The following is a 16,059-nucleotide window of genomic DNA, read 5'->3' as shown; positions in this document are numbered from 1 at the left end:
CTGAAAGAGATCAAGGCAGCCTAAACTTGGTGTCCATTAAAGCGGGTCAAGTCCAGTTTCGAGCAACGGAATCAGACGTGCGGTTGACCACGTAACTCGGTCAGGTGCACGAATTTTACATTCGTCGTACGGAATAGGAATCACCGAACGCACAGTTAAGCAGTGATGTGCCTCACTGCGCCGCCGCCCGCAAAGCGCAACCGCCACAGCTTCGAGCCCGTCACCCGGAAGCAAGTGGGAGACCAATCGCGCGTGATCGGTCTGCGTTAGCCTCAGCTTAACGTGCATATACATAATGTGTTCATTTGCTAAGCTCTCTTTCTAGCCAATTATCCACTTGAAGTAGGTGGGTACAGACATTGTCTAAATCCGGCCGCCATGGATTGGCAGGTGTGCGATGTCGCGACCATTGTTGATATTGCTTTCCATCCAAACTGAACGAACTGAGCTGACGTATTGTTCTGCCGCTTGCGAGCGCCAGAGGCGGAAAGAAATAGACCATGTCGATATCATCGTCTGGATACGAGGGCTTGATTCGAACCGCGGCCGTTGCCGTGCGATGGTTGTATCCTTCCGGAACAGGGTAATCGGGGAAGATCAGCCATTTCGCGGTATTCTCGATGATGGCCTCCCATGGCTGACCCCGCGCGGTAAGACATTCCTCGTCTTCCTCGCCGAGTTGGAATTGTCGCCGCATGTTCGTCATCCCTCTGTCGGATCGAGCGCCAAAGTTTGGAAACGTTCGATTTGATGACGATGAAACTCGACTACCTGATCGGACTTGATGGGCTCGACGCGACCGCCTCGGAATTTCTGTGAGAGCAGGTGTGTTTCTGGAGTCTTTCCGACGAGGGCAAGGATCTCCCGCCCGGTCATGGAGTGGACCTCGACGACGATATAATCCTTGTCGATCCGTATGCGGTAACGCTTGGCTCGCCTTGGCTGCTTGTCCGCCTTGGACCACTCCTCAAGGTCGATAATTTCCTCGAGGATTTCGACTTCCTCCTTTAATTCTGTGACCTCTTTCTTGAGTTCAGCGACGACGGTCTCTTCACCCCCGCGCTGTTTATTTTCCTCGCTCATATCTTTCTCCTATCAATGGGTTAACGCTCCGCGAATCAATTAGGTGCGGATCGGTATTTCGACGACTGGCCGCAAGGGCTCGAGGATCGTCGGATAACGCTGCAAAATCTTGTCGTAGAGATTCCGGGTTTTCTTCGACTCGATCGTGATGACGAGTGCGTATGGGATCTTGTTGGCGCTTACCGCGTTGCGGCCACCGATCCTTGCGTTGTAATGCACGTCGAATACAGGGTTGCGCAGCCCGCGCGCACGCATCGCACGGTTCTTATGCAGCGTGGTTTCCCACTTATGTGCATCAGCTCGCAGGTCTGCCTCTTCGATCGAGACGTCCTTGGCCTGAAAAAAGAAGCTCGCATCGGCGTGGAGTTGATCTGGCCTCTTGCGCTTTTGATCATGTGGGCGGAACCGTACTTCAAGGCCGCTACGCGTATAATTCAGCGGATCTTGCGGATCGGTCGGCGTGGCAAAGCAGAAGGTCGCCGTGATGTCGACCATGCCAATCATCGGTTCTGGCGGGATCGGAATTTGCATTCGCACCCAGCTCGCGGGCCGCAGTTCGCCTTGATATACGATGTGCGCAGCGTGCTGGTCGGTAAGTACGATCTCGTGCAAGTTATCGGGAATGCGGCCCCAGCCCACCTCGGTCTTATCGTGGCCGCCATCATCGGCGCAATGGAGCAGAAGCGCCTTGATTGCTAATGGCGTGAGTGGCTTACCAAAATGCGCCTTCACCCCGATGCCTGTACGCAGCGCTGTGGGCGACGCGAAGCTGGTGCCTGTGATCGGCATTGCCGTGCCAGGATTCTCTGCGCTAAGGACCCAATAGGGCTCTCGACTCGAACCGCCAAATGCAAGACCGTCGGGCTTCATGATGCCGGGGCTGCGGCCAGGCCCGATCGAGCTATACGACGCGCGCTTCCAGCCTGCGCCGACTCGGTCGCAGCCGCCGACAGATAGCGCATTGACGCAGTCGGCAGGCGTTTGGATGCGAGCGTTACCGGAAGTCCAGTCTAGTTCGCCGCTGTTGCCTACTGATATTGCTGGCAGAGTCAGCCCGTCAGCGAACAACTGGTCGAGCACCGCCGTCCATGCGTGGACATCGGTGTCCTCGATCGACAGATCCGGACCCAAGCTGAGATTGATGAAGTCGTATTTGGGCCGCGACTCAAGCACGTCTTGAATGCGTTCTAGTACGCTGTACAGTTCCTGCTGATCGTCCTTCATCGTATCGGCGTCGAGGACGCGATAGTGATCGACGCTTGCGTAAGGACGTTCGGCGGTAACACCGTCTTGCAGAGGCCCGAAGAGCAGTGCCGACGTCACTGCGGTCCCATGATTCTCGAAATCTGGCACAGCGGCGCCGATATTCTTCGTTTCCCTCCGATTGACCCAGAGATCGAGCTTGGCGTCCGCCCGCACGCCGCCGTCGAACACGGCGACCCGTAAGTCGCGGTCGATTGGTCCTTCGGCAGGCAGGCGGCAGACAAAGGGCGTAAAGCCGGGCGTCGCTCGCGTCATCGGACGGAACTGGCGAAGCCGAGGCATTTCGCGGGCGAGGCGCAGAAAGGAATACTTCACGATCTCAGCGGCAATGTTGCGCGGAACGCGAAGCGGAAGGAAACAGAGCCCTTCAGCAAAAAACCGGCGCTTGTCGAGGCTTAGCTTGACTCCGAACGTATTGAGGTAAGCCTGGAAGCCTTCTAGTATGAAAGCATCTTCTCGAACTGGTTGTGCGTGGAGAACGATCTCCAGTAGCGGTTCCATCTCTTGGGACAGGAGCGGCTTCAACTTTTCTTCCGCTGGTTGAGCACGAAAATCTTCGATCTTAATAAGATCGTTGGCGCCCAGAGCTTCCTTGTTTAGATGGTCAATATTGGCTGCAAGGTCGCGAAAGTGCCTTCGGGCGCCTGCAACGAAGAATTCGGAGGTAATGGCCGATTCCGGCGGTTTCAATTTCGTCCATTTATTAGGCGATACTTCGCGCGCCCGGCTTCCGATTGTCTCCAGCCCGTACGTCTTGAGTAGTTCCGCCGGGTAATAAGACTTGGCGAGATAAGTAGGGTGTAGGGTTACGAGCGCAACGGCTTGATCCCGTGGACAAACTTCATCGGAGAGTTTGTCCAGTGCAGTGACTGTGTCCTTCACCTTCGGCGCGAGACGTTGGCGGGCCTCCGCGAACGTATAGGGGTGCTTCTTTGGCGCGCCCGCCACGGGTGCCGCAATATCTGCGGCCAGTCGCTCTCCATAGCCAATGAGAAAATTACTGCGCTCAGCCATCGGTTACTCCTTTCCGGGTGTTTGCATCGGCCGGCTTCGTCTTCTTCCGGATGGTGTCGCGGCTAACGCCGGTTAATTCGTGGACCTGCCGTTGCGAGATACCGGCCTCGGTTAGCCACATTGCGATCTCACCTCGCTCGCGGCGGGCCAGCGGTTCGACGCGACTTTGGACCACTTGACCGAGTGCATCTTCGAGCGGGATGTCTTGTGTAATAGCCGTCCGCCGAGCGAGCATCATTTCACGTTCAATGTCGCTGAAAGAAAGTCCGCGCAGTGTGACCGCCAACACGTCGTTCCATGCCGCGGACGCTTTACTCGATCCAAGGAATGTTTCGACGGCCTGACGAACAGCAGCGTCGGTCGGCATGGGAAAGTCCACGCGCATTTCGAAGCGACGCCATACCGCCGGATCCAGAAGGTCTGCGTGATTTGTGGCAGCAATGAGCAAGCCCGTGGCCGGCCAATCGTCAATTTCCTGCAAGAGCACAGTAACGAGTCGCTTCAGTTCACCTACATCCGTCGCGTCGTCGCGTCGCTTCGCGATGGAGTCGATTTCATCGAGCAACAGCACTCCATTGACGCTCTTGGCGTAATCGAGGACATGGCGGACGTTGGTCCCGGTGCGACCGAGAAAGCTGCTCATGACGGCGGAGAGATCGAGCGTCAAAAGCGGGCGGTGGAGTTCGCGGGCGATCCAGCGCGCGGCGAGCGTTTTCCCGACGCCCGGCGGACCGGTAAAAATGATCGAACGGCTTGGTGATAAGCCCTGGCTAAATAACTCTTCGTCGTGCTCCCGCTCCGAAAGAATTTGGTCGAGAGAGCGTTTGACGCCAGCTTCCCATAGCGGTTCAACTCCAAGGGTTGGGGCGTTCTCGATGCGTATTAACTGAAGGCGCGATTCTAAATCCACAGGAACTGGCGACGCAGTTTCCCGGCGGAGCGGGGACTGGCGGGTTGGTGCCTCCTGCAGCAACCCCGTGAGCTGTGCAGCCATTGCGGGCAGTTCCCCTTGATACCGCCGGGCCAAGCGCCGGATATACGCTTGAACGTCCTGAGGTCGGCCCGTCATAGCCAATCGGGCCAACTGGACTATTTCGTCGCCTTTACCCTTGTTGTCTGCCATTTCTAAAAGTAGTCATGTGCGATTAGTGTGGGCTAATAATACACCTGACCTGGGCTAATTAGCAAGACTAAACTGCTCATTAGTCCACATGAGTCTAATTAATGCATCCGAAGTGCCGGTAGCGGCTCTGGGACTTCCGCTTAGAAGCAGTCCTACGACCGTATTATTTGGACCCAAGGTGCCACCCGGGAATGGCGGATGACGCGGCACGATACTATGCACTGGTGAAGGATTGAACTACAGGCTTTGGGCTCAGTCTTTCACGTGTTCGTCCGATGGGCGGCCATGCGGGCACGAGGTCGATGAGCCCTCGCGCGTCCCGTAGGACCACATGCCTCACGGCTACAAGCTGTTCGGCATCTTAGAGCCGTCGCAGATCGGAATCACCGGGCACCTGTGGACAGACGACGCCTCAACCTCTCCACGTGGCAGCAGCAGGCTCTACAGGTAAAGACCTCAAGGAGAACCCGCTCCGTACCCGCTTTCCGACACCGGAGCGGGTTTGCTCGCTGCGCATCTGTGTCTCAGGGTCTGGTCTGCGCCTTGGGCACGGTGCAAGATGTAATGCCTACGCAGCTTCAGACACGCGTCAGGCTTGTGGAGGACCACAGCCTGAGCAAGACGACGTGGCCCATCCACATGACAGCCGCATCCAGGTTCCCCGAGTCAATGTGGCTGGCAGCCTACCCTCTCTACTTTGAATCCGAATTGCCCAACGGGAGGGGGGGCACACCAAGCTCCTTTAGAAACGCATTGTGCTTCAGCGTTGACTGAACGATTTCGCCCTCAATCCTGACGAGTTCGTCATGCGTCGCCGCGAGATCGATCTCTTCTTCCGCCTCGGCAGTACTGATGTAGCGTGAGATGTTCAGGTTGTAATCGTTGTCCGTGATCTCCTTCATCGACACGCGACGGGAATACCGCTCCTGCTCCTTGCGATGTTGATACGTACCGATGATCAGTTCGATATCCTCTTCTCGGAGTCGGTTCTGCCGTTTACCAGGTTCGAAATGTTCAGTCGCATTGATGAACAGCACGTCATCCGGCTTCTTGCACTTCTTTAGCACCAGAATGCAAACCGGGATCCCAGTCGAGTAGAATAGGTTGGGTGGCAGGCCGATCACTGTGTCGATGTGCCCGTCCTTAAGCAGCTTGATGCGGATGTCCGCTTCCTTGCCACCACGGAACAACACGCCGTGCGGCAGGATGATGGCCATCACCCCGTCGTCTTTCAGGTAATGCAAGCCGTGCAGCAGGAAGGCGAAGTCAGCGGCGCTCTTTGGAGCCGCGCCATGGTTCTTGAAGCGCGGATCATCACTCACTTCATCCTTGGGTTCCCAGCGAAAGCTGAATGGCGGATTTGCAACCACAGCGTCGAACTGCGGTTTCTTCGCTGGGTTCGTTTCGCGAAGCCAATCCCAGTCATTTTTTAGAGAGTCGCCATGATAGATCTCAAACTCAGTGTCCTTCACCCCGTGCAATAGCATGTTCATGCGCGCCAGGTTGTAGGTGGTGATGTTTGACTCCTGTCCGTAGATCTTGCCAATGGTACCGCCGGCCTCTTTCAAGTGACGGCGCACATTGAGCAACAGCGAGCCCGAGCCGCAGGCGAAATCGAACACGCTCTCTAGCTTGCTGCGGTTCCCGGTCTTGGGATCCTGACTGTCGAGCGTGACGATGGCGGAGAGGATGTTCGAGATTTGCTGCGGCGTGTAGAACTCCCCGGCCTTCTTCCCGGAGCCCGCCGCGAACTGCCCGATCAGGTATTCGTACGCGTCGCCCAGTGCGTCTGCCTCGGATGAGAATTCCCCCATTCCCTTAGAGATCTCACTGATGATCGCGCAAAGCTTGCTGTTGCGGTCGGCGTACTTGCGTCCCAGTTTGTCGGATGCGAGGTTGATCTCGGAGAACAGACCCTGGAAGTTGCTCTGGAACGACTCTTCCTCGATGTACTTAAACCCTTTCTGCAGGGTGTTCAGCAGTTCATCGTTCTGCGTCTTTGCCAGGTAGGCGATGTGATCCCAGAGGTAGTCAGGCTTGATCACGTAATGCACCTTGCGGCGCATCTGCTTTTCGAACTCCGCCGCATCTCCCATGTTCTGCTGGTACCATAGCTGCAGCGGCGTCGTGGCATCGCCGTTGGCATGGCCGATGTTGTCATGCTTGGGGTAGTCCGCACCCAATTCCTTTTTTGCGGCGACCTCGTAGTTGCCCGAGAGGTAGCGCAGGAACAGGAACGACAGCATATAGTCGCGGAAGTCGTCCGCGTTCATTGCGCCGCGTAATTGATCAGCGATGTTCCAGAGGGTCTTACCAAGCTCTTTTTGGTCTTGTTCAGTCATGAGATGTTACGTCGTTTCGTTAGGGAACAGCACTGGATTGAATGGATGATGGGCGATGAATTGACGGAGCGCTCTGCCGAAGTGCTCCTTATTCTCAGGCAACATTTCCCGCGGCTCATATAGCGAATAATCGCCGTGGCTCATCAGGTCGATCACCCGCTTGTAGATTGTGGCATTGGGATCGTCGTCCTCAGGCTTGAGGCACTTATCCCAGCTCTCATATCCGAAAAAGCAAGCTGTTTGCTCCATTACGCGGCGCATCATGTTGAAGTGATGCGTGTACAGCGCGCCGGACTCATGCGCCATGTATAGCTCCTGCAGCGACGCAAGGTGGTAAAGGAACGGCGTGCTGTCGGTCTCCTGCACTGTAAAGCCACGCCCTCGCGGTTCCCTAGTCAGGAAATATTTGCGTGGCTTCTTCATCTCGTTGCAAAGAACGTTGAAGAAGAGCACATGGTGGGTGGAGACGACCACCCGCAGCTGGTCGGGCGCATCTTTCAGCAACTGCGCTAGGTGGTGTGCAACGGCGACCGCGTTGTTGTCGTCCAGGGACGAGATCGGATCGTCAACGTAGATGTACTTGACCCAGGAATAGGGGCCATTGCCGTCGTCATCCAGCACGAGCCGCACGATTGCAAGGAAAAAGCACCAGATGAAGATGTTCTCTTCGCCACGGGAGATCTTGATATCGTCGACGACTTCGGTCTTGGCGCTGTCGCCCTCGCCCGTCGTGATTTCACGCGAGAAACTGACTTTCCAGTTCTCGGTGTCGATACGGAAGTCGAAGTCAGCGTACCGGTCCAACAGCCGACGGATACGGGTTTCCATCTCCAACTGCCAGAGCCCCTCGAAGAAGCGGGATTCCTTGTTTATGGTGAGCGCTCGCTGGCGGTCGTTCTGGAGGTCGTTGTGCCAGTTGAACAAGTCTTCGGTGAACGCGTTGAAGTACAACGTATCCCGGTCATCCCCCTTCTTCCCCAAATCTTTGAACGCGCCAGACAGTCTCGTCTTGCCCGCCCCGTTGTACGCGTAGAGAAGGATCGACTTTTTCGACCGCAATTCATCGCGGAGATGCTCCGCTAGCCAAGGCAGACTCAAATAGGAAGCGTAAGGCATGCCTTACGTCCCTTCCGGCGGGGGAAATAGCTGCTGCATGAGACCCTTCTTATGGTTTCTCATGACGTGGAGCTTTTCTGACTCGGCTGCAATCTGGCGGTCGATGGAGGAGAGGCAGTCGGCGACTCGATGCTGCTCCTTATCGTTTCGCGGCCACGCAACAACGTATCCGGCTATATCCGGGGCACTCAGATTTCCCTGCGCCCCACCTGCAGCCTTTAACTGCATAGTCTTGCGGAACTCATCGCGCTGAAGTGCGTGGTAGAAGAATTCTTGATTCACATCATACGGAATCAGCTTTCCAACCCGCTGGTTGAGCAAAAGATTGGGGTAATTGACCAAGCAAACCCTACCTACGTTGCCGGTCATGGAGATCAAGATGTCTCCTACTGATAACCTCTGATGATTCTGCAGATCCGTGGGTAACTCCGCGATGCGTTTTGTGACACCGAGAGCAAGCTGGCCAGCTTGAACATTGGCGATTGTCACAATGCGAAACCCCTGGGTCGCGTAAGTCGAGCTTTTGAACGCATATCCGTTCTTGACGGCGGCCAGTGAACCCAGTGCTGATTCAGCCCACTCCGGCCCTTCACGGAACTCCGAAAAGCGGAGGCGCGGAACCGTTTCCCCGTCGCGGGGGAAAAGCTGCTGCATCAGACCCCGTTTGTGAGCCTTCAACGCCTCGACTTTCCGCCCCTGGGCGGCAATCACTTCATCCAGCGACATCAGGCACGCGATGACCTTATGTTGTTCGGCCTCTTTTGGGAGAGCAATTTCCAGAGCTTGATATTCGGAAATGTAGTAGCGCTTATGTTCTTTCGGCTTGAAATTGAGCCCGCCCATCAATTCGAAAATCAATTTGAGGCTGTCATCGCCCTTCGTCGTGAGAATTTTGATGGCGGACGATTTTACTTTGAAGGGAAAATTGACATACTTCTTGTCGGTGGTGAAGTCATCGAAGATCACAGCTGGCAGATCCTCGTAAATCCCATCGCTTTCGTTCGTGTATCCAAGGATGAAACTCTTGTTCGCCGTAAGGACCGGCGTTCCGGACTGTTGATACGCTGTGTCTGAGACGAAGTATTCGTCCGGACGTTCGTAATTAAGCAGCGCACTCAAAGGCTGCTTCTCCCAACCCGGCAAGTGCTGAAACTCCGGAAACCGCAACCTCGGCATCGTCACCGATTTGTCGTTCTTCGCCATCGATTATTCCTCGTAGGCCTCGAGGCCGGAGATATCGCGGCCGCCGGCACGCCTCTTCAGTAGCGGGACGAGGTCGGCCATTAGTGCAAGTTCCTTCTGCGTGCGCGTCTTCCAACCGAGATCGAGTGGGGCGAGCAATTCAGTGAGTTGTTCGCCGTCGAAAATTTTGCGAACGAGAATTCTATCGACAAAGGCCTTAAGCGACGCCACTGGCAGGCAGTGCTCGTTGGCGATTTCGGCGAGCTCTCTGGCAGCCTTTTCGTCCTTAAATCGTTCGTAGCCAGCGCGGATTGCGGATTCGTTGAGGCCCTCGCCCGCTTTGAGGCCACGTACGTACTCGGTTATGTCGTCGCGCTCGTCAAGGAATTTGGAATCGCCCGCGATCAAACCAATTAACTCATCCCGGCTCATAGTCGCCTTGCCGGGCGCTCTCGTTGAGAAATCGGCGATGAGCTTCATGATATAGTCATAGTCGATCGTAGCCGAGGCGAAGAGGACGAATTCGAAGTCCAGCTGGTCGAGCAGGGTGCTCGTCTGGCTCCCCGGTTTGTTCTGCTCGGCTCTGAGCCGCTGGGCTGTTTCGAGGTAAACTCCGCGGAAGGAGTGTAACTCGGCCGTCGGTAAAATCGATTGGATTGTTGATTCCTGCGCAGGCGTGAGGTCAGTGTACTGGTCGAGCTGTGTCTGCACCCTCTGCACTTCCTTAAAATGCTTGACAAACGCGACTCGCGCGTCGTCGCCTTTCAGATTCGCGACGTCTTCGGGCGTGCTGGTGAGGTTCTGCGACTTCATAAACGCGTCGAGGGCTGCCTTGGCGGTCTTGAGCTTGTCGATGACTACCGGGGCTTTATCGACTAGCCAGATCTCGCGGGCCTTATCGGCCTTGGCGCCCGAAAAGAGCGCGATGGCGGAATCCACTTCCTGCTGTTGGCCGCGGAAGTCGAGGATATGACCGTAAGGCTTGGTGTCGTTCAGTACGCGGTTGGTGCGACTGAAGGCCTGGAGCAGTCCATGTTGCTTGAGTTTCTTGTCGACATAGAGCGTGTTGAGATACTTGCTGTCGAACCCCGTCAGTAGCATGTCCACCACGATCGTGATGTCGACCTTCTCGCGCCCCTTCTCCGGCAGGTCTGCGTTGGGAAACTGCTGATCCTTGATGCGCTTCTGAACGTCCTGATAGTAGAGATCGAACTCGTCGATGCTGTGGTTCGTTCCGAATTTCTCGTTGTAGTCGGCGATGATCTTCTTGAGGGCCTGCTTCTTCTGTTCTGGGTCGTGCTTGTTGTCTGCCTGTTCTTGCGGCAGATCCTCCTGAAGCTGCTTCACATCGGTACTGACGTCGGACGGCGGGGAGAAAACGGCTACGATGTTAAGCGGGGCGAAATCTGCATCGGCTCGCATCTTCTCGGCCTGCACCTGCGCGAGTAGTGTGTAGTATGCGATCGCATCGTTGATTGAGTCGGTGGCAAAGAGCGCGTTGAACTTACGCCCTCCGGTGGCAGCATCGTGCTTGGCGAGGATCTCATCGACGACATCGCGTTTAGCTGGCGGCTCACCGGACTTAGGAGCGTTCTTCTTATTGGCTTTGTAGTAGTCGATGTGAAAGCGCAGGACATTACGGTCCTCGATCGCATGCGTGATCGTGTACTTGTGCAGTGGCTTCTGAAAAAGGGCCTCCGTGGTCTTCAGCGTCTGGACCTCGTCCTCGACGCGTTTGGATATGGCGTTCTCCTCAAAGATGGGAGTGCCGGTAAAGCCGAAGAGTTGCGCCTTCGGGAAGAACTCCTTGATAGCCTGGTGGTTATCGCCGAACTGCGAACGGTGACATTCATCGAAGATGAAAACCATGCGTTTGTTGCGCATCGGTTCGAGCAGGTCCGTGTAGCTTGATAGTCCTCTTTTCTCGCGGCCCCTATTGCGTTTGCTATTTTCGTCGAGGGCGAGGCCAAGCTTCTGAATGGTGCAGACTATTACCTTGTCGGCAGCGTCATCCGAGAGCAGGCGATGGACGAGAGTGTGGGTGTTGGTGTTCTCCTCGACGCATCCTTCCTGGAAGCGGTTGAACTCCTCGCGCGTCTGGCGGTCCAGGTCCTTGCGGTCTACGACGAAAATGCACTTGTCGATAGTTGGATTAGCCTTGAGCAACGTCGATGCTTTGAAGCTGGTGAGCGTCTTGCCGCTGCCCGTAGTGTGCCAGATGTAGCCGTTTCCCAGATTCTTGTCGATGCACTCGACAATGTTCTTGACCGCGTAGATCTGGTACGGTCGCATCATCAGGAGCTTTTGCTCGCTGGCCACGAGGACCATGTAGCGACTGATCATCTGGCCTAGCGTGCACTTCGCGAGAAAGGCGTCCGCGAAGCGGTCGATGCTCTTGATTTTAGAATTGTCCGGGGCCGCGTACTCGTAGATCGGCAGATAGCGCTCGTCGGCCTCGAACGCGAAGTGACGGGCGTTATTGTTGGCGAAGTAGTAAGTGGAGTCCCAATTACTGACTATGAAAAGCTGGACGAAGCATAGGAGCGTACGCGTGTAGCCGTTGCCCGGGTCGTTCTTATACTCGACGATCTGTTCGATAGCTCGCCGCGGATTGATACCGAGGGTTTTCAGCTCGATCTGAGCAACCGGGACGCCGTTGATGAGCAGCAGGACGTCGTAGCGATGATGACTATAATCGGTATTGATACGAAGCTGACTGACAACTTCAAAGGTGTTCTTGCACCAGTCAGCGATGTTGACGAGTGTATAGTTGAGAGGAGTTCCGTCGTCGCGCGTGAAGCTGTTGCGGTTACGAAGCGTGTGCGCGGCGGCGAATACGTCGGGCGTGACGATCTCGTCCAGAAGACGCCTGAACTCGGCGTCGGTGAGAGTCACGAGATTCAGCGTCTGAAACTTCTCCCGGAAGTTCTTCTCGAGCGCCGCCCGGTCGCGAATATCGTTACGGAATTCGTACTTCAGGTCGTTGAGCTTCTCGATCAGCTCGTCTTCGAGCCGACGTTCGGACACTTTCATGATGCCACTGGTATTCGATCGCATGGGTTCAAGTGAAAATATAGGCGGTATCGGTGACAGTGGCGGATGCATCACGGCAAAGTGAGAACGGCAGCGGAATAATCGCATTCTTGCCAACCCGTCGGCACCTAGCGGCCCTGGTGGTCGGTAAGCAACCGCCTAGATTCGACGTAGCGCCCGCAAGCGAGTGGATCGAGCCGAAGAGCTCGGAACCAGCTCGGACGTCGGGAGCGCCGAAATAGAGGCCCGACGCTTCGAGTTTCGAAGGCCTTGAGATGTGGTGATACGACCCCGCGAGGCCCTGCCGCGCGACGGTCGGTGTCCTTCGCCAAACCCAGGGCACAAATAACATCAGGAGATCGCCCAATGGCCTTGAAACGTGTGCAGACTCCCGTACCAGCACCAGAATCGATCGAACGAGTAATACTTGATGCCAGGCCTCGGAAGATCGAGAGCCTGTGGGCGCAGCAAGCGGACGTACTTAGATCTTACGACGCGTCGTCCGCGAGCGATATTGCCATTCGACTCCCTACCGGTAGCGGAAAAACACTCGTTGGCATTGCCATCGCAGAATGGCGCCGCACGATCGACAAGTTCCGGTGCGTCTATCTCTGCCCGACAAACCAGCTCGTGAATCAGGTTGCGAAACACGCGCGCGACTACGGTATCAAAGTTGAGCCATTCACAGGCAAGAAGGCGAACTACGCCAACACCGCCAAGGCAGCATTCCTGACAGGCGACGTTCCTGCCGTGACGTCTTATAGTAGTCTTTTCAACATCAAGCCATTCTTCGAGAACCCGCAACTGATCATCCTTGATGATGCTCATGCGGCAGAGTCGTACATAGCCGCGCTGTGGACTCTGCGAATTCGCCGTTCAAGCGCAGAGGAGGCTCCGCTCTACTCGCAACTGATTGAAGTACTCCGTCCGGCGCTCTCGGTTTCGACATATCAGAAGCTCGCCGACGCCGAACTCAACGACTACTGGGATGCTCAGTGGGTCGACATGGTGAGCACGCCGGAGTTGTTTCTCGTTCACGATTCGGTGGTGGCGCTCTTGGACGCTTGGGCGCCTAAGCTCGATTCAGTTCGATACTCGTGGCGGAGCACGCGTGAGCATCTGCTTGCCTGTCATGTCTATGTCTCCCCAGGCGAAGTGCTGATTCGGCCACTTCTGCCGCCGACACGAGTGCATGAACCGTTCGCCAGTGCGAATCAACGCGTGTACATGTCGGCAACATTGGGGCGTGGTGGTGATTTGGAACGCATCACTGGGCGGCCGCTTATCGAGCGTCTTCCCGTTCCGGGAGGATGGGAACGTCAAGCGATCGGTCGAAGGCTCTTTCTCATGCCAGGACTCTCGCTCGATGAATCTGGCACAAAGTCTGTTGTTGAGCATCTCGCTCGCCGCGCTGGTCGAACGCTGATTCTTACAACGGACGATCGCAGTGCGGAAAAATGGAAAGAATGGGTGAAAAGCACGCTTCGGTTCAGGTCGTTTGACGCCGAAGCACTAGAGGCCAGTAAGGACGACTTTATCGCTACTGATCGGGCGGTTGCCATCGCGGCAAACCGATACGATGGGATTGACCTGCCAAGCGACGAATGCCGGTTGCTGATTATCGATGGGCTTCCACTTGCGACGAATCTGCAGGAGCGGTTCTTGATCCATAGGATGAGTGCGCGGCAATTATACGCCGACCGTGTGCTCACGCGCGTAACGCAAGCTTTTGGTCGATGCACTCGCTCGCCAAACGACTACAGCGCGGTAGTACTTCTTGGGGAAGGGCTTACACGCTACGTGCTCCTTCCAGAGAACACAGGTCCCATGCATCCGGAACTCGCTGCAGAATTGCAGTTCGGTGTCCAGCAGTCGCGTGGCGCGGATGTGACGGATTTTGTCCAAGCTTTTGAAGCTCTGATGGCGCAGGGGGAGGAGTGGAAACTAGCCGAGGAGGATATTCAGGCGCTCCGTGCCGCCGCAGTGCAGGTTCCGCCTGCCGGGATTGACGAGCTTGCAGAGGCGGCGCCGCACGAGGTGAAATACCAAGAGGCAATCTGGAGAAGCGATTACATGGCAGCGCTTGATCAGTGCCGGGACGTTCTGGCCAAGCTGGAGAGCCCAGAGCTGCGTGGCTACCGCGCGCTCTGGCAGTATCTGGCGGGTAGTGCGGCGTACTTGGCGGCAAAAAATGGCAGCCCTGGGTTCGAGCAGTACGCGCGAGATCACTTCACGGCTGCAGCGAAAGCAGCTCCAGATATCTCCTGGTTGGTGACCTTAGCACGCCGGTCATACGCTTCAGGCAGCGAACACGCTGTCTCAGAAATTGACAGCGGCGCTGCAGCGTTGGGAGCACAAATCGAACGCCTGGAAGGTGTGTTTGACCAACACGGCATGCTCTTGAATCATCGATTCGAGCGGAAGGTTGCTGATGTGATGGCACGGCTTGCGAGCCGCGAGGCGCACGACTTCGAAGCTGGGCAAGTGGGGTTGGGCGAGCTACTGGGGTTCGAGGCGGGGAAAGTAGAGGAGCGTGGCTCTCCTGATCCATGGTGGCGTTCCGATGACGACTTTATAATCGTGTTTGAGTCGCATTCGAAGGCAGGAGCTGACAGCATACTTTCAGTCGGCAAAGCACGTCAGGTTGCGACGCACCCAAACTGGATCCGCGACAAGCTTCCCAATGCAAAGGATGCGAAGATTCTTCCGGTCCTCGTGACCCCCGTGAGCAAGCTCGAGCGCGAAGCGTTACCACACCTCATCGACGTGCGGGTTTTTCGTCTTGACGACTTTCGGACGTGGGCCACGACTGCTATTGCGACCGTGAGGCGCCTGCGCGAAACATATCCAGGCCCTGGCAATGCTGAATGGCGGTCAGCTGCAGCGATCGCTTTAGACAACGCTGGCGCGACGGCGGGCGCGTTCGCGCGAGCGCAGCGAGAGACGCCTGCGTCGTCCATTATGAATCCCGTCGGTCACGGCGGTTGATCGCCGTTGAGTCGAATCTTGTCTCCCGTGCACAAGATCTGACCACGGTTCTAGCATGAAACTGAGGTCAGAGAGCCCTTCTCGTGGTATGCCATTCGTTGGCGTCAAGAAAGTCCATTCTGACCCTAAGTTCCGCTTAACGCTCTTCAGCCCGCGGCGGGGGAGTCTAGACGAACGACATATTCGGGAGCTTCCGTGCCAGGAAACAGCCTGACGAACGCAAATCGTTCTTCCAGCGTACCGGCTATGACGACGCTGTGATCCCCAGCAGGATCCGTGTGGATTCCGAGTGAGGAATCGTTGCCAACGTAACGAAAAATGCTCGCGTCCTCGACGAGTAGAGCCTGAAGGAGCGGCGTTCCGAGGTTCATGTCAATGCCATAACATCCGACGGCGAACGTGTGCGCAATCTTGGCCAAGAAAAGCGCGAACACCTTCGGATCGGGGAAACGCACCCACGCAGCGTCTGCTGAGTGGGTTACTCCGACGGCCCTGAGCTTCGCCGGGCGATACAACATTGGGAATTCCGTCACTGGCATCCCAGCAATCGGTGAACTCGCTGGTGTTTTGCCGGGGGCTGCGAATTCCGGCATGACAAGCGGTCCCGGGTGATCGCGGACCTCAACTTGGGGTGTCAAGATGGCCCCTGACCGCTCGAGCTTCACTGGATAAGAGCCATGCCGGTCCTTCCTGTGACGAGTACGCACGCCGAGAGTGGCTCGCGCAGCCCCCCAGGCATTTTTCAGGACCTCGTTCTCAATGCGCGAAGTGAGTAGCTGGTGTTCGTCGCACGTTGCCTTTTGAAGCACCCACGTGCCATTCCAAGCGTACGGTACGACGTGCTCGTCCGTGAGCCGAACATCGGCTCGACCGCAATACACACAGCGGCCGATGTATTGGGGAAAACTCGGCTCG

Annotated in this window: 10 protein-coding genes; 1 reads left to right on the top strand and 9 read right to left on the bottom strand. The window is 56.3% G+C overall.

The genetic code is table 11. The features are described 5' to 3' along the window. Nucleotides 1-301 precede the first annotated feature (301 nt). From V4529_16420 to V4529_16385, 8 genes are all read right to left on the bottom strand, one after another. Nucleotides 302-706: an E2/UBC family protein gene (locus tag V4529_16420; GenBank protein ID MES2359925.1), complete on the bottom strand. Its 405-nt coding sequence runs from the start codon at nucleotides 704-706 to the stop codon at nucleotides 302-304. Further along, nucleotides 703-1,083: a multiubiquitin domain-containing protein gene (locus tag V4529_16415; protein ID MES2359924.1), complete on the bottom strand. Its 381-nt coding sequence runs from the start codon at nucleotides 1,081-1,083 to the stop codon at nucleotides 703-705. Before V4529_16415 ends, V4529_16420 begins: the two co-directional genes overlap by 4 nt. Nucleotides 1,084-1,122: 39 nt before the next feature. Beyond that, nucleotides 1,123-3,360 (bottom strand): S8 family peptidase, encoded by a 2,238-nt coding sequence (locus tag V4529_16410; protein ID MES2359923.1) that lies wholly within the window; start codon nucleotides 3,358-3,360, stop codon nucleotides 1,123-1,125. After that, entirely contained in the window at nucleotides 3,353-4,483 is a 1,131-nt protein-coding gene (locus tag V4529_16405; protein MES2359922.1) for an ATP-binding protein, read from the bottom strand. Before V4529_16405 ends, V4529_16410 begins: the two co-directional genes overlap by 8 nt. A 692-nt stretch (nucleotides 4,484-5,175) precedes the next feature. Next, nucleotides 5,176-6,825, bottom strand: a complete 1,650-nt coding sequence (locus tag V4529_16400) for a type I restriction-modification system subunit M (protein MES2359921.1) — start codon at nucleotides 6,823-6,825, stop codon at nucleotides 5,176-5,178. A gap of 6 nt (nucleotides 6,826-6,831) precedes the next feature. After that, nucleotides 6,832-7,941, bottom strand: a complete 1,110-nt coding sequence (locus V4529_16395) for an AAA family ATPase (GenBank protein ID MES2359920.1) — start codon at nucleotides 7,939-7,941, stop codon at nucleotides 6,832-6,834. 3 nt (nucleotides 7,942-7,944) lie between these two features. Continuing rightward, nucleotides 7,945-9,144 (bottom strand): restriction endonuclease subunit S, encoded by a 1,200-nt coding sequence (locus V4529_16390; protein MES2359919.1) that lies wholly within the window; start codon nucleotides 9,142-9,144, stop codon nucleotides 7,945-7,947. Between the two features lie 3 nt (nucleotides 9,145-9,147). Next, entirely contained in the window at nucleotides 9,148-12,156 is a 3,009-nt protein-coding gene (locus V4529_16385; protein MES2359918.1) for a type I restriction endonuclease subunit R, read from the bottom strand. Nucleotides 12,157-12,537: 381 nt separating this feature from the next. On the opposite strand from V4529_16385, the gene V4529_16380 reads away from it, so the two are divergent. Further along, on the top strand, nucleotides 12,538-15,144 hold the full coding sequence (locus tag V4529_16380) for a DEAD/DEAH box helicase (GenBank protein ID MES2359917.1): 2,607 nt from the start codon (nucleotides 12,538-12,540) through the stop codon (nucleotides 15,142-15,144). A gap of 146 nt (nucleotides 15,145-15,290) precedes the next feature. Here the strand turns inward: V4529_16380 and V4529_16375 are convergent, their stop codons facing one another. Further along, nucleotides 15,291-15,683: a hypothetical protein gene (locus tag V4529_16375; protein MES2359916.1), complete on the bottom strand. Its 393-nt coding sequence runs from the start codon at nucleotides 15,681-15,683 to the stop codon at nucleotides 15,291-15,293. Nucleotides 15,684-16,059: the final 376 nt, after the last annotated feature.

It is taken from the genome of Gemmatimonadota bacterium (genome assembly GCA_040388625.1).
In the GTDB taxonomy this organism is placed as follows: Bacteria; Gemmatimonadota; Gemmatimonadetes; order Gemmatimonadales; family Gemmatimonadaceae; genus Fen-1247.
Note: the sequence above shows the minus strand (reverse complement) of the source record. Positions and strands in the feature narration are given on the sequence as shown.